16 protein-coding genes and 3 tRNA genes are annotated in these 17,862 nt (G+C 34.7%); 2 read left to right on the top strand and 17 right to left on the bottom strand.

Features of this window, described 5'->3' with window-relative positions:
* Positions 1–438 precede the first annotated feature (438 nt).
* Positions 439–2,178 (top strand): BspA family leucine-rich repeat surface protein, encoded by a 1,740-nt coding sequence (locus AAA926_RS09590; RefSeq protein WP_198181142.1) that lies wholly within the window; start codon positions 439–441, stop codon positions 2,176–2,178.
* Between the two features lie 40 nt (positions 2,179–2,218).
* Here AAA926_RS09590 and AAA926_RS09585 read toward each other — a convergent pair.
* The 14 genes from AAA926_RS09585 to AAA926_RS09520 all read right to left on the bottom strand — a co-directional run bounded on the left by AAA926_RS09585 (position 2,219) and on the right by AAA926_RS09520 (position 12,548).
* Positions 2,219–2,290 (bottom strand) — tRNA-Gln (locus tag AAA926_RS09585).
* A gap of 7 nt (positions 2,291–2,297) precedes the next feature.
* Positions 2,298–2,379: transfer RNA gene (locus AAA926_RS09580), tRNA-Tyr, on the bottom strand.
* 63 nt (positions 2,380–2,442) lie between these two features.
* Complete coding sequence (locus tag AAA926_RS09575; protein ID WP_198181141.1) at positions 2,443–3,624, bottom strand: aminotransferase class I/II-fold pyridoxal phosphate-dependent enzyme; 1,182 nt, start codon at positions 3,622–3,624, stop codon at positions 2,443–2,445.
* Positions 3,625–3,786: 162 nt separating this feature from the next.
* A complete protein-coding gene (locus AAA926_RS09570) occupies positions 3,787–4,515 on the bottom strand; it encodes a glycerophosphodiester phosphodiesterase family protein (RefSeq protein WP_370466844.1) in 729 nt (242 codons plus the stop codon).
* A gap of 176 nt (positions 4,516–4,691) precedes the next feature.
* Positions 4,692–4,763 (bottom strand) — tRNA-Gln (locus tag AAA926_RS09565).
* Between the two features lie 89 nt (positions 4,764–4,852).
* Entirely contained in the window at positions 4,853–5,368 is a 516-nt protein-coding gene (locus tag AAA926_RS09560; RefSeq protein ID WP_198181139.1) for a GNAT family N-acetyltransferase, read from the bottom strand.
* Positions 5,369–5,447: 79 nt separating this feature from the next.
* Complete coding sequence (locus AAA926_RS09555) at positions 5,448–6,506, bottom strand: SEC10/PgrA surface exclusion domain-containing protein (protein ID WP_198181138.1); 1,059 nt, start codon at positions 6,504–6,506, stop codon at positions 5,448–5,450.
* 329 nt (positions 6,507–6,835) lie between these two features.
* On the bottom strand, positions 6,836–7,540 hold the full coding sequence (locus AAA926_RS09550; RefSeq protein WP_198181137.1) for a GntR family transcriptional regulator: 705 nt from the start codon (positions 7,538–7,540) through the stop codon (positions 6,836–6,838).
* Between the two features lie 236 nt (positions 7,541–7,776).
* Positions 7,777–8,754: an SIS domain-containing protein gene (locus AAA926_RS09545; RefSeq protein ID WP_198181136.1), complete on the bottom strand. Its 978-nt coding sequence runs from the start codon at positions 8,752–8,754 to the stop codon at positions 7,777–7,779.
* 39 nt (positions 8,755–8,793) lie between these two features.
* The gene (locus AAA926_RS09540; RefSeq protein WP_198181135.1) at positions 8,794–9,630 is read right to left on the bottom strand and encodes a PTS system mannose/fructose/sorbose family transporter subunit IID; all 837 of its coding nucleotides are present in this window, start codon (positions 9,628–9,630) and stop codon (positions 8,794–8,796) included.
* 11 nt (positions 9,631–9,641) lie between these two features.
* Entirely contained in the window at positions 9,642–10,436 is a 795-nt protein-coding gene (locus tag AAA926_RS09535) for a PTS mannose/fructose/sorbose/N-acetylgalactosamine transporter subunit IIC (protein WP_198181134.1), read from the bottom strand.
* Between the two features lie 19 nt (positions 10,437–10,455).
* Entirely contained in the window at positions 10,456–10,926 is a 471-nt protein-coding gene (locus AAA926_RS09530) for a PTS sugar transporter subunit IIB (protein WP_198181133.1), read from the bottom strand.
* Entirely contained in the window at positions 10,923–11,345 is a 423-nt protein-coding gene (locus tag AAA926_RS09525; protein WP_198181132.1) for a PTS sugar transporter subunit IIA, read from the bottom strand. Before AAA926_RS09525 ends, AAA926_RS09530 begins: the two co-directional genes overlap by 4 nt.
* Positions 11,346–11,552: 207 nt before the next feature.
* A complete protein-coding gene (locus tag AAA926_RS09520; protein ID WP_198181131.1) occupies positions 11,553–12,548 on the bottom strand; it encodes an SIS domain-containing protein in 996 nt (331 codons plus the stop codon).
* 183 nt (positions 12,549–12,731) lie between these two features.
* Here AAA926_RS09520 and AAA926_RS09515 point away from each other — a divergent pair, with 183 nt between their 5' ends.
* Positions 12,732–13,454 (top strand): GntR family transcriptional regulator, encoded by a 723-nt coding sequence (locus AAA926_RS09515; protein ID WP_198181130.1) that lies wholly within the window; start codon positions 12,732–12,734, stop codon positions 13,452–13,454.
* Between the two features lie 133 nt (positions 13,455–13,587).
* Here AAA926_RS09515 and apf read toward each other — a convergent pair whose 3' ends face one another.
* From apf to pfkB, 3 genes are all read right to left on the bottom strand, one after another.
* Positions 13,588–14,283 carry an aggregation-promoting factor gene (apf, locus tag AAA926_RS09510; RefSeq protein ID WP_198181129.1) on the bottom strand — a complete coding sequence of 232 codons (696 nt, stop codon included), beginning with the start codon at positions 14,281–14,283 and terminating at the stop codon, positions 13,588–13,590.
* Positions 14,284–14,976: 693 nt separating this feature from the next.
* Positions 14,977–16,896 (bottom strand): fructose-specific PTS transporter subunit EIIC, encoded by a 1,920-nt coding sequence (locus AAA926_RS09505; protein WP_198181128.1) that lies wholly within the window; start codon positions 16,894–16,896, stop codon positions 14,977–14,979.
* A 1-nt stretch (position 16,897) separates the two neighbouring features.
* Positions 16,898–17,827, bottom strand: a complete 930-nt coding sequence (pfkB, locus tag AAA926_RS09500; protein ID WP_198181127.1) for a 1-phosphofructokinase — start codon at positions 17,825–17,827, stop codon at positions 16,898–16,900.
* Positions 17,828–17,862 lie beyond the last annotated feature (35 nt).

Genomic DNA, 17,862 nt, shown 5'->3' with positions numbered 1-17,862 from the left:
TTGTACTATTAATAAACCAAAAATAGGCAAATTTAAGCAACTGAATTTACTTCATTCAAAGAAATTTAGCATAAATTATACAAAAAACTAAAGTTATTTTAAATAACAAATATTATTAAAAAGTTTAAAAATCACAAACTAATTCAGCCAAAAATTTTCAATGTTTAAATCTTAATTATATTCATACACATTTTTATATTTATTAAATTATTTTATTAATATTTATTTATACCAAATATATACGTTTTTATAAATAACGTTTTTTGACTTTTTCTAAATTAGCAACTATTAATTTGTCACACATCGTAGTAAACTTTTTACCTATTTTAGATAACAAAAATTAAATATTGGTCAGCTAAAAATGTTGACTGCAAAAAATAAATACTGTATAACCCTAAGCTAAAGGTAAAAGTATAAATTACGCAAGGGGTTTTTGTTATGCTAAATAAAAATGTTAGAAAGCGAAAAAATAACTACTGTTTTCATTATAAAAATAACAATATTAGATTTTTTTCTTATAGTCTACTCACAACGACATTAATAGCAACTGCATTAGGAACCTGCAACAAAGCTATTGATGTTCAAGCTGATTCAATGTCTATTTTAATAAAAAATTCTGCTAATACAAAAAGTTCAGTCTTAAAAAATAACAACAATATAAATTCACAAAATAGTAATACTATTCATGGCACAGATAACAAATGTGAATGGTCCTTTGATGAGGAGAACAAAACACTTACAATTACGGGAGGAGCACTATCCTCTACACCAATCAGTCAGTTGGTAAAAAGCCAACAAAATGATCAGGGAAAAGGTATCAATCCAAATGATATTCAGTATATTGCGTTTCAGATTGCAACTGCCGACTATGGCAGTAAGCTGAAAGTTCAACTAGCACATAATTCAAGTAGTAAATTTGCTGACTTACCAAATTTAGTTGGGTTTAAAGATCTCAATAATGTCGATGCTAGTGAGGCCAGTGATTTAAGTAACTTGTTTGAAAACGACAGTAGCTTAGAAGAACTTGACTTGACTTCTTGGGACACTATTTCAAACAGGGACATGAATAGTATGTTTAAAAACGACACTAAATTGGCCAGAATTAATTTAAAGAATTTCAGAACAGATAGTGTTTTTGACTTTAGTCACATGTTTGAAGGTGACGCAGCTTTAACCACTTTAAACTTAGCCAACTGGAAAACCGGTAACGTTAAGAACATGAGTTATATGTTTAATGGCATCGCGGCTACGGAATTACCAGATATTGCCAGCTGGCAAACTTACAATGTTACTAACATGAGTTATATGTTTAGAGACCCTAATTTAAAGCAGTTAAACTTAAGCCACTGGGATACAGGAAACATATTTGAAATGACTAACATGTTTGATGGTTTAGGAAGTAATTCTGACGGCTTTGTACTTAGTTTAGGTAAACATCGCTTAAAACCAGTAGCATTTGCCAATTTTAAAATGCCTCAAGTTATTGCAATAGGCAAGGGTAGTGCTGCCAAACCTGCAGGAAAAATTCTTTCTATCACCGATTTGGCAAATTTATATAACAAGGAAGACCAAGATTGCCCAGCAGAAACATATGTCAGCCAGCCAATTACTTGGCCTGTTGGTTCGATTGACTTAGATAGTTCCGTTAATAACATACACATCCCGGCAAATAAAATTAATAATCCCAATTATGATAACAAAACAAGTGGCTTCACAAGTTCAGTTCCAACCGAAAGTTCAAAGATTCAAGGACCTGCAAAAGATTCAACTATTAAATCTAATGCAATAACTGCCCAAGCAGAAGATAGTGATACTAATAAATTAGCTCGTAAAGTTCTATGTTCAATTCAAGTTTACGATCAAAATGGTAGCCCTATTAAAGGTTTTATACTTAAACCAGGTTTGACTATTGAAACTTATGGTATAGAGACGATTAATAATCAAAAGTTTTATAAACTCGGTCAAGATATTTTTGCTAATGTTACTGACGTTGAAGGTAACAAGAAAAAGATTGTACATAATTCATACGTTTATAACAAAAAAGGTAAGAGAGTCCGCAAGCTTCTTTTAAAAAAGGGTAAGTCAATTCAAGTCTACGGTACTCCTGTTAAAATAAAAAATAAGATATATAATATAATCGCTAAAAATAAGTACATTAAGGTCAATAACATAGCTTAAGCTGACGCAAAAAGACGACTCTAACGAGTCGTCTTTTTTATTGGGTTAGCTGGATTCGAACCAGCGCATACTAGTACCAAAAACTAGTGCCTTACCGCTTGGCTATAACCCAGTGATAATGGAGGAGGGTGGATTCGAACCGCCGAACTCAGAGAGAGCGGTTTTACAGACCGCCGCGTTTAGCCACTTCGCTACTCCTCCGTCACGCACGTTAATTATAATACCGAAAAACGTACGTGATTGCAAGCAAAATTTGCTTAAAAATTACTTCTTATTCTCTTTTACAAATTTTTCTAGGCGCTTTAGCCCCTCTTCAATTTGATCCATTGAAACAGCGTAAGAAAATCTGATATAGCCTTCTCCGCCTTCACTAAAACTAGAACCTGCTGTCACGGCAACTCTTGCCTTGTCAACCAATTCATAAATAAATTTATTATCATCTTGTTCAAAACCATCAGGTATTTTAGCAAAAATGTAGAATGCGCCTTGGGGTTTAGCACACTCAAAACCTATTTTGGTTAGGCCGGAATACAAAGCATCGCGCCGCTTTTGAAATTCTTTTTTCATTGGTAATGCATCATCCATACCGTTTTTAAAGGCTTCTTCGGCTGCATCTTGCATAGGTGTTGGCTCAGTAGTAACTATTGCTTGGTGAACTTTTGCAATTTGTTGCAAAATATTTTCTGGCGCACAAACAATACCAATTCGGTAACCGGTCATGGCCCATGACTTGGAAACGCCGTTCATTAAAATAACTTGGTCATGCAATGATTTTTCCATTGAAGCATGTGGTTGATCATAGTTCAATTCACTGTAGATTTCATCACATAGTGCAAAAATTGGCTTATCACGAATAACATCCGCCAAAGCATCCAATTCTTCTTGACTATACATTACCCCAGTTGGATTTGTAGGATAATTCATAACCAACATCCGTACCCGGTCTCCGTACTTGTCAATTACCTTTTGCAATTTTTCAGGTGTCAGCTTAAAACCGTCATTTGCTGTATTTACTTTTACGATTTCAACGCCTTCATTAATAACGCCCTCGTCAGTCATATAAAGTGGAAATAATGGAGTTGGCACAACCATAATATCTCCAGGATTCAAAGTAGCCAACACAGAATCAAAAATTGATTCAGTTACGCCATTGGTAACCAAAACCTCAGTTTCTGGATTATAATTTTGACCATATTTTTTACTTAAAAACTCACTGGCTGCCTTGCGCAATCCGATAGTCCCGTTTGAAGGTGCATAATGAGAGTGGTTTTCATCAACTCCTCTTTTTGCTGCCTCTTTAATATGATCCGGTGTATTAAAATCCGGCTCACCTAAAGTAAACTTAACTACATCGGGAATTTTGCCGGCATAATCTGAAAATTTCAAAATCGGATTAGAGGGGGCATCAGCTAGCCCTTTTCGTACATATTTAATTAAATCTACCATATTTTTCACCAAACTTTCTTTTCAATTATATAGATTATACCTTTAATAAAATTATTTTTCTACAATATTTTTCTAATTATTAATTAATTTCATATATAAAAACACCTTTGGACTATACCAGTTAAAGGTGTTTCAATATTGATAATTTTAATTTAAGGCAGCCTACCCTTGAATTTGATCACGCAGCTTAATCATCAGGGGATAGTTATTAGTAAAAATGCCTGCAACATGTTTTTGAAAATATTGTTTAGCAATTTGCGGGTCATCAACTGTCCAAATACGCTCTGTAACTGCTTCCTCTCCCGGCAATAATTTGCCTGGGTGAATGCCAGCAAAGTGGTTATCTTTAACCAATTTAGCTGAATTAACTACTTCTTCATCAGTCAGGTAACAATAGATCTGGCTAGGATCAATTTCCTGACAGTTCTTTAGGGTAACATAATCAAAAGATGAGTAAATAATAGGATGAACGAAGTGATAAAGCTGTGCCAAGCTTAACACAGTATTTTCGATACCTCGATAATGAATTACCCCAGTTTTAAATTCCAAATTTATCTGAATATTTCTATTTTCCAGTAGTGCAAATAATTCTTGCAGTGTTGGAACCGGCTCACCATTTGACAAGTGCAGCTGCCTTAGTTTGTTGAGAGTAAAGTCCTTAATATACCCGGTGCCATCAGTTGTTCGGTCAACTTTTTCATCGTGCATTACTACTGGTATGCCGTCTTTGGTTAAATGGACGTCAAATTCAATCCCCTCTGCCCCATTTTGAACAGCATTGCGGAAGCCCTCCATTGAGTTTTCTGCAAACTTGACGGGATATCCTCTATGACCAAATACTATTGTTTTATTTTTGCCACTATTCATATTTTTGTGTTGGTTAAACCTCATAAAAAAAGAAAACATTACAAACCAAACATAGAGGATATAATAAACCCTTTTCCCTAATTTTTAAATAGTAAAATACCAAAAAAGCAAAAATATTTTTTGTATAATTTTACTGCAAAAAAAGAAACAGCTCATATTACAGAACTGTCTCTTTTCGGGTTGGGTGTTCGTAAGAACAATTGGGTTAGCTGGATTCGAACCAGCGCATACTAGTACCAAAAACTAGTGCCTTACCGCTTGGCTATAACCCAATACCATCTGAGCTTTTACTTGTATGCTCAACATTTAATAGTATAGGAAATTGTGCCCTCCAAGTCAAGAGAAAACAGCTTTTTTCTTGCTATAAATTTAGCTCATATGCGTTTCTAGCGCCATTTTCAGTTTGATCAACCTGAACAACACCCCGATATTCAAATCCTAAACTTTTAATCAAACCTTGCATGCGCTTATTAACCACATGTGTATCAATACGGAAATTATGAATGCCTAGCATCAATCCACGCGATATTAAGTTTGACATCATAAATTGGCTCAGGTGCTGTCCGCGAAATTTTGTACTAATTGCTATTCTATGAATAGTGGCATATTGTTCATCATTATTTTTCCAGGTCCCATCTATTTCAGCATAATTAGGATCAGGTGTAGTTAGTAAAACGGCAACACCGGCAATTTCTTTATTAGCAACAAGACAGTATGCACGTTTTAAAGATATATCTTCTGCAAGCATTTTGCGGTTAGGAGAGCCATTTTGCCATTGAGGATTACCGTCTTTTTTCAGCAATTTTTTTGCTTCTTCAATGATTTTCATAATTTGGTCTAAATCTTCTTTTTCAGCCAAACGAATATAAATTAACATTTTATTTTCCTCTGTACTTTCACAAATTTATTTTAAAAATAATTATACAATAAAAGCAGCCTTTCAAATAGGCTGCTTTTTATGGTTGAAAACCGTTATTATACTTTTTACTTTTAACTACATACGTAGGAACGCTAATAAAATGCATGGAACAAATATTATCATTATGCGAAATACTAAAGCCATAATAATTATAATCACCGTCATGAAGCGAGCCTTGGATGTTAAACAAGTCCCCTGCATGTTCCCATTCTTGGTAATAACTTCGCTCAGATCTCTGCTCTTCACCGCTGCCAACGTAACCAAAAATCATTTGTTTCAAGCCGAAATAAACACTTTTCTTTAATTCAGTCATGGTCATTGTAGGACTAATATTATAAAAACCGGCCATGTCTTCAACAAAATTATCGTCAAGGTTAAGTCCATTGGCATGACAAGCACGAACAATTCCAGGAACATAGTGACTGTCTTTAATTGTTTTATTATTTTTGCTATATTCCAAAGCAATATCAGCTGCTAATTTACCAGTTCCATTGCTTTCAACCCAGGGAGCTAAATTTAAATCTCTTCTCGCTTCATTAATAAGACGAAGAGAAAAAGCAGTTAAATCTCCAATTTGTTTCGGCGTAAGCTGATTTAAATCAACCTGAGTTACATCATCAGCTTTACTTTCCGACACTTTGAGACGACTAAAATCATTAGTTTTCATCCCTTGCATTGAGGCATTGATAAAATTCTTGCTGGGTTTACCTTGATAAGCTAGTAACAGTTCAGTTTTAGTATAACCTTTAGGCAATTTCATTTTTGCCTGAGTATATACTCTTTTAGTATTCTTCTTAACGACTTTAACATCTTTGGCTAAAATCCAATGCGAATTATTGCCAATTTTATAGGCCGTTCTTTTTTTCTTGCCAATTTTTTTCTTGGCACTATACGGGTACTTATACTTAGATTCTGCATAAAAATTAGAATGTTTTCCAGAAATTTTATACAGGCGAACTTTTTTCTTCTTTTTTACTTTAACATAGCCCTTGATAGTGGCTGCTGTTACTTGTTCAGCTTCACCTATAGTTATTCCTGGAATTGTGATTAAAAAAATAATATTAACTACGGCAATAGCAAATTTGCTTTTCTTCATATTCTTCCTCGAGAGTTATTCTAAATTGGCTCTTTATGGTACAAATTTAATTCTAAACTTATTATGAGAGATTGCCAATTAAATTATTTTTTCAATTAAGAAACAGTTTGTAATATTTTTAGCTTATTTTAAATAATATAGGTGATGAATATGGCTGAATGCCAGTCATGATGGTATTTAAAGATTAAGTATTTTTACTGCCACCAATCTTAATGGAAATATTGACAAACACAAGCCTTTGAAAGAAATTTTTCCAAATTAAAGTTTTTCCTGAAATTTTTTAAATAATATTGTTGTTAACGAGCTTTTATAAAATGATCGGTTTTATTTTACACATGAAATTCATACCTTTCGGAAATAATGTACTGCTTTCCTGTATGTACAATGTTCTTATTTCCATCTTCAACGCTTACTTGTAACAATAATAAAGGAAAACCAACAGATTTCTGCAAAACCCTGGCTTCACTCAAACTCGCTAAGGCAATACTTATAACCATGTCCCGCGACTTTAGTTCTTTTATATGATATTGGCTGTGTAAAACCTGGTATAAGGATTTACTTAAGTCAAACTTTTCCAATCCAGTAAAGCGAGGCAGAGGAAAATAATTGCATTCAAGCATCACAGGTTCATCATCAACTAAATGCACCCGTTCAATATAAAGGGCTGTTTTTGCTTTTAATATTGTTTTTATCTTGTCAGGTGTTTCTACTTTTTTTATCTTAATTACTTGTGCGCTAGCTTTAAAACCCTCGTTAGCAGCAGTTTGTGAGAAACTTTCAGCTGAAGGAGAACTAATTATTCTTTTTACTTTATGAGGTTTACGCACAAATGTCCCTACACCATGAATCTTTTCAATTAAGCCGTCTTCAGCTAATCCGGAAATAGCTTTGCGCAAAGTTACGCGGCTAACGTTAAACTGCTCACTTAATTCAAATTCGTTCGGCAATTTACTATCTATTGGATATTCTCCTGTAATAATTTTTTGTCTTATTTTTTCCATTACCTGAGAATACAAAGAACCTGTTGCTACCAAATATCATCACTTCCATAATATTAATTTTGCCCATGTACTAACTATTTGACTAATGAATAATTATGTATTTGAGCTAATTTTGATCTATATTCACAAAGAATAGTATAAAACAAAATCAGATTAAAGTATTCCCGAAACAATATGCATTCCAAAAGAGAAATCGCCATCAAAACTTTCAGTTAACATAAAGGGATTCTACTTTCATAGAATCCCTCTAAAAATATTTTTACTTTATATTAATAAGTAAGTTTCCACATATAACGACGCTTAGTTAATGGGTGCTTTCTAGCCTTAGCAAGCTCCTCAGCATAAACACGCATCACACCGGTATGAATCATTGGATTGAAGTAATCAATTACATTTTCACTAGCAACTTCATTGAGGCCATAATCCTTAGCGTCAATATTTGTTACTTGCGCATCAAATCTTTGCAAGAATGTTAACGCACGAGCATCCAGATGACGTGTACTACCATCATTCATGAACAATAAGTATGGTGCATCCTTTTCAGTAAGTTCAAATGGGCCGTGGAAATATTCACCAGAATGAACTGTTGGAGAAGCAATCCATTGCATTTCCATAAACAAAAATGATGCAGTTGAATATGCAACACCAAGTGATGCGCCACTGCTTAGTACAAAAATTTTCTTTTCATCTTTATACTTTTCACCAAATTCTTTTGCTGAAGGTCCAACTGATTTTACTGCATTTTCAATCAAATCAGGCATGCCGTTGAAAGCTGCAACAGCTTCATCATAAAACTCGTAGCCTTCAAACTGTTTAACAATTTCAATAGCAAAGGCCAAACAATATGACATTTTTTCTGTTTTAGCAGCATAATTTTCATGGAAGCCATGAATAACTTTATATTCAGTTTCTTTAATAATAGGTGAATCATCTGCCATTGATAAAGTAATCAGGTGAGTACCTAATTCTCTAGCCTTTTTAGTTGCAGCTACTGATTCTGGAGTTGTACCACCAAGAGAAGCAGTTATTACAATAGTATGTTCTCCCACTCCTTTTGGAGTATCATAGTTAAATTCATTTGCAGTATGAATGGAGGAAAGCAGTTTGGTACTTTCATGCTCAACAAAGTAATAACCTGGATACAGGTCAGCCATTGAAGCACCACAGCCAACAAACATTACACGATCAATATCAGGTTGTTTTTCCTTAATATCACTTACAATAGATTTAACTTTTTCAAAATCCATAATTTATATAATCTCCTTATTTTAAAAACTTACTAACAACTAATTAAAAATACCTAATACGCTAAGCAGGATACCACCCAAAATACAGATAACCATGATCCACGCAGTATTAACCTTCTTTTTGATTAGGTAAAACATACCTAATGTGAATGCTAGAGATAACATCTGCGGGAAAATTGAGTCTAATGTCTTCTGTAAAACAAAAGTTTTACCAAATTTTATCGGAGTTGTTATCCCGATCATAGTTGCTACCATTGCACCAATGACCATCAAACCAATCACGTTCATTAAAGACATGATTCTGTTAATAGTACCGTTACTAATAAGACGCTGGATATTCTTTTTACCTTGGAGGTAACCCCATTTTCCGCCCCAATAAGTGACAATAACTGATGGGATGATGGAAATAATCATTGCCAAAATCGGTCCAAATATGTTTCCTTGCTGAGCCATGTTGATTCCCAGACCAAAGGCAATAATTTTAACTGTTCCCTGGAAGAAAGAATCACCAATACCTGATAAAGGACCCATTAAGGAAGTTTTCACCCCATTAATTGAATCTGGATCAAATGTATCTGGATTAGCCGCATATTCCTCTTCCATTGCCGAAGATAGTCCTAAAACAAAAGAGGTCAGTTGTGGTGTACAGTTAAAGAATGCCATATGACGATGGTATGCCTCTTTTTTCTTTTGAAGTTTCTCAGGTGTATCAGGTGTCTCACCATAAATCCCATCTATCGTTGGTGCCATACCATACATGAAACCCATGTTCATTTGGCTTTCATAATTCCAAGATGTCTGAATAGCCCATGATCTCCAGAAGAATTGCCAAAACTTATGACGTAATCGTTTATCTGTATGTTTTTGCTCGGCCATAATTTATCCTCCTATAATTCTTCCAAATCATCCAAATCATCGCTACTGCTGGTCTTGGGAGTAGCATTATTGTTTCCATTATTAGACATAAACTTATTGAGTATAATAGCGAAGATAACTGCAAAGATAGCTACACTTATAACAGTCATTTTGCCATATGCTGCAATGAAGAAACCTAAGAATAAGTAAACTGCATTTTTCTTATCAATCATAGTTGACATCAGAAGGGCAAATCCGTAAGCAGGTAAAATCTTACTTGCTAAAGTCAAACCGTTTGTTAACCAATCCGGAATCATTTTGACGAAACTGGTTACAACATTGGTACCTAAAAAGATTGCCAGAAAAACTGGAACAAAATATAACAAACCATAAATAATTGGTCCATAAACTATGTGGTAACTTCGTGCTTTTCTAAATTTGCCTGCATCTATTGCATTCTCAACCAATTGGTTAAAGGATGAAAACAACATTCTAATCACTATAGCCACTAGCTGGCCTAGCACTGCTACCGGCAAAGCCACGGTCAATGCTGCTTGTGCACTGGTATGTGACAAAATTGCAAAAGCTGAAGCTACAACTGAGCCTAAGACCATATCTGGTGGAACGGCGGCGCCTACTTGAACTATTCCCATTGAAACTAATTCAAGCGTAGCACCAACTAATAATCCTTTCGACACATCTCCTAAAACCAAGCCAACGAGTGTACTTACGATTAATGGCTGCTCGAAGTTTTCACGACCCAGCAATCTTGAGTCGAACATAGCGAAAACACCAACCAAGCCGACAACAAAAGCTTTCCAAAACATTTTTTACCCCCCCTTTTTTCTAAATCAAATTATTCAGAAATTCCTTATTAGCTGAAGGAACTTGTTGCATGGAGATCTTAATTCCCTGATCGCACATTTTCTTAGTAAGTTTAACTTCGTCAGCAGTTAAATATATAGCATTACTAAAACGTTTAGCATCAGGCTTAGAAGGAACTAAGCCATAGTTAATCTCTTCTACTGGACCATATGCATCAATAAACTTGCTTAGTTCAGTTACATTTTCAAAAAGCAACATAATGTTGTCTTTTAGAGCCTTAATTTGATCGATTTTACTAATTGCTTTATCTACGCTGAAAACGTTTAGTCTCACATCTTCCGGTTTAGCCAGTTTCAATGACATTTTTTTAAAATCATCATTTGCTGTAGCTGTATCAATCACAATTACTCTTTCGATATTTGCAAATTTAGTCCATGAAAAAATGACTTGTCCGTGCAATAATCGGTGATCAACCCTAATTACTTTTATCATAATAAATCTCCTTCATCATTATCTTCAGTCATCAACTTATTTATCGACAAAACTCCCTTCTGTCCTTGGTTAATAGCTTCCTCTATATCTTCTTGGGTTAGGCCTGAATTCGCAGTAGTAACCAAAGTTATAACCAAAGGCAAATTCATACCTGTCAACACGGTTAACTTTTGGTGATCCTTTAATAGCTGGGTAATTTCGTTATTAACTGAACCTCCCAAAACGTCAGTAATGACTACAGTATTTTCACCACTAGCCTTATCTATAGAATTCTTGATTTCACCGATAAAACTATCATCACTCGTACCATTTTTGTAGGCTTCATATGCCTCGAGATTTTTCTGTTTACCAGTGATCATCTCAACTGTATCTTTCATTCCTTCAGCAAGCTTGCCATGGCTAACTAAAATTATTTTCACTAAGCTTCACCCCTAATCCAAAATCAGACATAGTTAGTACATTTATAAGATGTATTAACATGTATATTTAATATAATAATATATAAAGAAAATCGTGTAAAGGGTTTCTTTAAAAATAATTAAATATATTTTTTACTTTATAATTTTAAAGCGCTTTTATTTAGTTTGAAATTAAAAAATAAAGTACATTAACTTTTTAGCATCCATTTATTTGTAGTCTTCCTTCCACATATATCTGCGAGTTTCATAACTTTCGTGGGTAGAATAAGAAAGTGCTCTCATATAAACATTATTTAAAATTGATGAAAAAATTGGGTGATTAAAATACGGTGAAACTGCGGGCTCGATATCATCTAGCCCAATTTCTTTACCGTCTAATACATACAATTTTTTGCCACCAAATCTTTGTTCAAATTTCAATGCACGTTCATCTTCTGGTCTTGTTTTCCCGGTAGCCAAAAGTTGAAAAATTGACTTATTCTTATCTGTTACTTCAAATGGACCATTAAAGTATTCATAACTATGAATAGTTGGTGAATTTAATTGCAACATTTCCTCAATATTACAAATTGAGAAAACATAAGCTGCACCGTATGCTGGCCCACTACCAATAACATAAATGGTTTTTTGATCTTTATTTTGCTCAGCCCATTCTTTTGCCAAAGGTGTAGTATATTCAACAGCTTTGCGATAGATAGGATCAAGCAAATCAAAAGTCTTCATGGCTATTTTAAAATTCTCATAGCCTTCAAGCTGTTCCAATAAATTCATCGCTATGCATATTCCAATACTGCCATTTACACGTTCAAGTCTGCTTTCATCTAGAGCCAAACTTTCATATTTTATTTCAAAATCACAAACCTGCACGAGTTCAGATTCATCAACATACAAAGCAATTGTCGTAGCGTTATTATTTTTAGCAACCTTCGCTGAATCAATAGTTTCACTGGTTCCTCTCATAGAACATAAAACTACTAATGTATTTTGATCCATACTCTTTGGCGGAGCATAAATAAATTCTCCACTGGTATACATACTGGAAAAAATTGTTTTTGACTCTTGATGCATAAAGTAGTTTGCACCATAAAAGCCACCAAAAGAACCTCCGGCACCAACCCAAATTACCTGCTTAATACCTCCTTTAGGTTTCATTTTTTTAACAGCTTTTTGAACAACTTGTTTAGCTTCTTCTTGTACCTTCATCTTTTTCTCCTGTATTTAATTTAGATACATGTATCTTCAATTTAAAATTATAAAGCGCTTTATTGATAAAGTAAAGGACATATTAAAAATACCAGTATCTTTTTATGGTTAAAAAAGATACTGGTGCCTAATTAATCAGCTTTTGTTATAATACAGTTATTAGTTATTCAGGAAAGAAAAAATATGTTGAAAAAGTCTAAAAATCATATGCCACTATATCTTAACTTGGCAAATATTATAAAAAACAAAATTACGGAAAATAAATATCAAGTGGGTAAAAAAATCCCTTCTGAAATGGAGTTGCAAAAAGAATATTGTGTAAGCCGGACCACTGTTCGCAAGGCTCTTAAAGTCTTAAGCGAAGAGAATTATTTAATTAAGCTTCCTGGTAAAGGAACTTTTGTTTCTGACAAAAGTAATGAAATTCAAACTCAAAATCAAAAATTTTCAAGTTTAACAGACAGCGCCGCTAAAACTGGGAAAAAAATCTCTAACCGTTTAATTAGTATTAAAAGCGTTGCAGGTAATGATGAACAAAATACATTCTTGCAAACTACTAATGAGCAACAAATAATAGAAATTAAACGGTTAAGATATATTGATGATATCCCATTTTGCCTTGAATGGATTTGGCTTGCTCCAAAATTTAATGCTATTAAAGCTGAAGATCTTAATATGCCCTTGTATCAGATATTACAAAAGAAGTTTCATATTAATCCCGGTAAAGGTAAGAAAACTTTTAAAATTGCGTTTGCAAATAGAGAAGAATCTTTTTTACTTAATGTTGACGAAAAAACGCCGTTAATGCAAATCAAGGACTTAGTTTATGACGAGCACGATCTTCCTTTACATATTACGCAAGAAATAATTCGCAGCGATAAATTTACATATGCGGTTAACCATTAATTTTTTAAAATAAAAAAGCAGGCGCTAGTTTATGATGTGAATCCTAAAATTAGGACAAATTTTTGGGGAGCACATCATTTTCAACTAGTGTCTGCTTACTTTTTTAATATTCTGTTTTTAACTGACTAACTAATTAGTACCAACCATTAGCTTGCCAGAATTGTTTAGCTGCTGCCCATGAGCCGTAACGATTAGTAACATAGTTGTTAGCAACACGTTCTTGGTTAGCAGCTGAGTAGTCTCCATTAAGATATGCGGCAGAAAGCTGATATTTACCAATGTATTGACCATTTTGTGCACTGTATGAGCCGCCAGATTCACGACTGGCAATCCATGCTTTTGCTCCAGCTTCTGAATCAGATGAAGCAGTATTGTAATTAATATTTGCAGTTGCTGTATTGTTTGCAGAATTCGTAGTTTCTACATTATTGGTATTAGAAACTGAACTGTTTTCTGTTTGGGTGCTAGTTGCAACTGCTGAATTTTGGGATTCATTTGCCGGATAGTAGCCTTTATTTACGTATTTGGCCTTAACCCATTGGTTCTTGCCTAAGTCATACCACTTGTGACCCTTTTTGTCGTAAGCAGTTTTAATGACTTTCCAAGAAGAATTACTTGGTAAAATTTGCCCAGTAGCTTCAGGATGTTTGTAACTGTTCCATACACGAATTGAATTGCCATCAACGTAGTTAACAGTTACAACTGCTGCATCATTTTCTACTGTAGCTGCTTGAACATCATTTGCTTTAACGCTGCTCATAACTGCAACTCCGGAAGCAGATAATGCTGCTACTGCTGCTGATTTAACTAAGATAGATTTTACCTTCAAAAAAATTCTCTCCTTAAATAAAAATCCATAATATGTTTTTCAAATTGAACATAGTAAACTACTATTCAATTTGATGTTATAAATACTACAACGTTAAAGTTGCAGAATCATAACAGGAATATCACTCAATCTTTAAGAATTAGTTACCTAATTTAGTAAAAATGTCACAGTTGTAACACAAAGTTAACTGTTATTTAATTTGACAAAGTCTTATCATGACAAGGTTATTCGGTTAATTGCTACTAGCAAGAACATGCGTTTGTATGTTGCAATTTAAAGAAAAAGAAATCACTTTTGCAACATAAATGAAAAAAATTAGCTAGCTTTGCATATTTATGCTATAAAAGTGATATAGTTAATTTAAAATTTGGTAGAAAGGAAATTACAGAATGAGTAAGTTCGAAGTTACACTGGACGAAAAAGATTTGCAAATGCTTGAAGATTGCCATTCAAAAAATCCTTCAATTATGAAGGCATTAAATGAAGCAAAAAAGGTTGAAGACTAATATTTAAGCTAGGAAGCACTAATGTGCTCTCTTTTTTTGCATTTTTAGAACAGCAGTTGCGTTTAAATGAACATAAAGCCCAATTGATTATAAAATTATTCAAAATTGAAAGACATAAGCAAAATAAGTCCCGTAAGTTAGACAACTTGCGGGACTTACTTTATTTAAACTAATATTTACTAACCTATTAATTATTCGCAAACAAATCTTGAATTTCTGCAGGCGTATTGGCTGCTTTTAACTTAGCAATAAAGTCGGCGTGAGTCAAAAGCTTGGCAGTATTGGATAAGTATTGCAGGTGAGCATTGCTATCGACTTGTGGTATCAGAAAAGAAATGACCGTGTCAATCTTCTTACCATCTAATGATTGCCAATCAATTGGTTGTTTGAGTTTTAAAACGATCATTGAAGACTTGGCAATTGTTGCTGACTGCGCATGAGGAATGGCAAAACCGTCTGTCATCCCTGTAGAGCCTTCTTTTTCACGCTTAACGTAACTATTGTAAACAGCTTCGCTGTCATTAGCCAAGTTGTTTTTGACGGCAAAATCTGCTAAATATTTGAGTGCATCTTTACGACTCGCAACATCAACACCAACTTTAATATTTTGTAAATCAAGAATATCACTTGGATCAAAAGTTTCTACTTTGCTTTCTGCTTGCTGGTCAGATGTGTCGTCAACACTAGGTGCAATTTCCGGGTCAGTTGCAGTTGCTAAAGCATCTTTTTTAGCAAATCTGCCAGCTATTAGAGCAAGTAATGCTCCCGAAATAGCCGATCCAATCAGAATCCACAATACCCATAAGAATGGTTTATTAACTAACGGCAAAACAATAAAGCCACCGTGAGGAGCAGGCACACTGATTTTTGTGAGGTAGGTTAAAACTGATGCCACTGAAGAACCAATCATAAAAGCCGGGATATTCCATAAGGGATGTTTGGCGGCAAATGGAATTGCGCCTTCAGTAATGTGAGTAGATCCCAGTAAAAAGTTGACATAGCCAGCTGCTCTTTCACTTTTAGAATATGCTCTGCGATTCATTAAGACAGCAAATCCTGTTGCAAGTGGTGGAGCAATACAAGCAGCAGAAACTCCTGCCATAAAGTAGTAGTTTCCTTGAGCCAGTAATACCGTACCTGTAACATAGGCAGCCTTATTAATCGGACCACCAAAGTCTGCTGCACACATTATGCCAACAATAATTCCTAGCAATGCCGGATTAGTATTCTCAAAACCTCTAAGCCAGGACATTAAACCAACGTTCAGTGCTTTAATTGGGGTATTTAACAGGTACATAATTGATCCCGTAATTAAGACACCAACAACAGGTAAAAGAAAGATTGACTTCAATCCCCTAAATTTATTATCAGGCAATGGTTGGAACAGTTTCTGCAGTCCTAAAACAACAATTGCTGCCAGATAACCGCCAACGATGGCTCCTAAAAAGCCACCGCCGCCATTAAAAGTGATAAAGCCAGCAGAAAGGCCAACTACAAAACCCGTCCGTTGAGCCAAAGCTTCAGCAATATAAGCTCCTAAGACTGGAGCCATCAAGTTCATAGTAGTACTGCCAACTGTATTTAGCATCGCTGCAAATTGGTTATATTCACTGCTTTTAGGATTAGCCGAATCAATTCCCCAGAAAAATGAGATGGCCATCAAAACTCCACCGGCAACGACAAAAGGCAACATATGAGATACACCATTCATCAAAGAGGTATAAATCTTATTTCCTAGCTTTTGCTTTCCAACGTTGTCAGGATTTGAATCTTCAGCTGCCTGTCCTTCTTTATAAATTGGTGCTGCTAAAGCTTTTTTAATTAAAGCATCGGGCTCTTTAACACCTCTTGCAACTGGAACTACAACTAGACGTTTACCCGCAAAACGATCCAAGCCAACATCAATATCGGAAGCAACAACCACGGCTTGCGCATCTGCAATTTCTGCATTTGTTAAATTATTTTCAATACCCGTTTGTCCATGTGTTTCAATTTTAATGGTATAACCAAGCTTTTCTGCAGCTTTTTCCAGTGCCTCTTCGGCCATAAATGTATGGGCAACACCAGTTGCACAACCAGTCGCACCAACTAAATCATATTTAGCCACTTTAATTCATCCTTTCCCTTACTGAAATTTGTGGTAATAAATTATCTAAAGAAAAATCTGTCAGTCCAGTGCGGCTAGCCGTATCGCTTCCTGCAGCTACAGCTATTTTGAGAGCTTCACTAATAGGTTTTTTCTTTTCCAAAAAGGCAATGAAGGTACCAAGCATTGTATCCCCTGCACAAGCTGAATTAACCACTTGTATTTTAGGAGCATTGGCAAACAGGATATGCCGTTCATTAATAAAAGCTGCTCCAGCAGCACCTAAAGAAACCAACACATTTTGGCAACCCAGTTTAACTAGCTTTTGAGCAAAAGCGACTGTTTTCTCGTCTGTCATTTCACCCTCATAATTAAAGAAAGCTGCAAGTTCTGCGTCGTTGGGTTTAAGTAAAAACGGTCGATATTTTAAAGTATCGATTACTTCAAGGTAACTACTGTCAACTACGAATTTTGCCCCCTGTTTTTGAACTAGCTCAGCCAGTTGTACTAAATAGTGAGGTTTAATTCCCCGAGAAAAACTGCCGGAAACAACTACCATATCATCCTTAGTTAGCGTGCTTTCAAGATAATCCAAAAATTGGTTTTGTTTTTCCAAGCTAACTTCTGGACCCGGATTAACTTGCTTGTATTCCGTTTTTTCATCTAAAACGTCTGTAAAAACGTTAACCCTGGTTAGATCTTTTACCTTCAAGAAATTGGTGTGAATTCCCTTTTCCTTTAAACCTGAGATCACATAATCTAATGTAAAGCCGCCACCAATACCAGTAGCTACACTATCAATGCCTAATTTCTTTAAAATGAACGAAACATTGACTCCTTTACCATTAGGTTGCAATTCAAATTTTTCAGTTCTATTAACTACCTTTGGTTCCAGCTTTTGGGTAACAATTACCAAATCAATCGCTGGGTTCAACGTTATTGTGTAAATCAAAGATTTCTCCCCTTTTTTTTGCCTTTTGCATTATT

The organism is Lactobacillus juensis, from assembly GCF_036246285.1.
Taxonomy (GTDB): Bacteria; Bacillota; Bacilli; order Lactobacillales; family Lactobacillaceae; genus Lactobacillus; species Lactobacillus juensis.
This window is presented reverse-complemented; position numbering and strand designations above follow the sequence as displayed.

Excerpts from the sequence above, each read along its gene's own strand:
- AAA926_RS09520 (WP_198181131.1), bottom strand. The coding sequence starts at position 12,548 with ATGAAGGTACAAGAAGAAGCTAAACAAGTTGTTCAAAAAGCTGTTAAA.
- AAA926_RS09575 (WP_198181141.1), bottom strand. The coding sequence starts at position 3,624 with ATGGTAGATTTAATTAAATATGTACGAAAAGGGCTAGCTGATGCCCCC.
- AAA926_RS09540 (WP_198181135.1), bottom strand. The coding sequence starts at position 9,630 with ATGGCCGAGCAAAAACATACAGATAAACGATTACGTCATAAGTTTTGG.
- AAA926_RS09515 (WP_198181130.1), top strand. The coding sequence starts at position 12,732 with ATGTTGAAAAAGTCTAAAAATCATATGCCACTATATCTTAACTTGGCA.
- AAA926_RS09590 (WP_198181142.1), top strand. The coding sequence starts at position 439 with ATGCTAAATAAAAATGTTAGAAAGCGAAAAAATAACTACTGTTTTCAT.
- AAA926_RS09570 (WP_370466844.1), bottom strand. The coding sequence starts at position 4,515 with ATGAGGTTTAACCAACACAAAAATATGAATAGTGGCAAAAATAAAACA.
- AAA926_RS09560 (WP_198181139.1), bottom strand. The coding sequence starts at position 5,368 with ATGTTAATTTATATTCGTTTGGCTGAAAAAGAAGATTTAGACCAAATT.
- AAA926_RS09535 (WP_198181134.1), bottom strand. The coding sequence starts at position 10,436 with ATGTTTTGGAAAGCTTTTGTTGTCGGCTTGGTTGGTGTTTTCGCTATG.
- AAA926_RS09530 (WP_198181133.1), bottom strand. The coding sequence starts at position 10,926 with ATGATAAAAGTAATTAGGGTTGATCACCGATTATTGCACGGACAAGTC.
- AAA926_RS09555 (WP_198181138.1), bottom strand. The coding sequence starts at position 6,506 with ATGAAGAAAAGCAAATTTGCTATTGCCGTAGTTAATATTATTTTTTTA.
- AAA926_RS09545 (WP_198181136.1), bottom strand. The coding sequence starts at position 8,754 with ATGGATTTTGAAAAAGTTAAATCTATTGTAAGTGATATTAAGGAAAAA.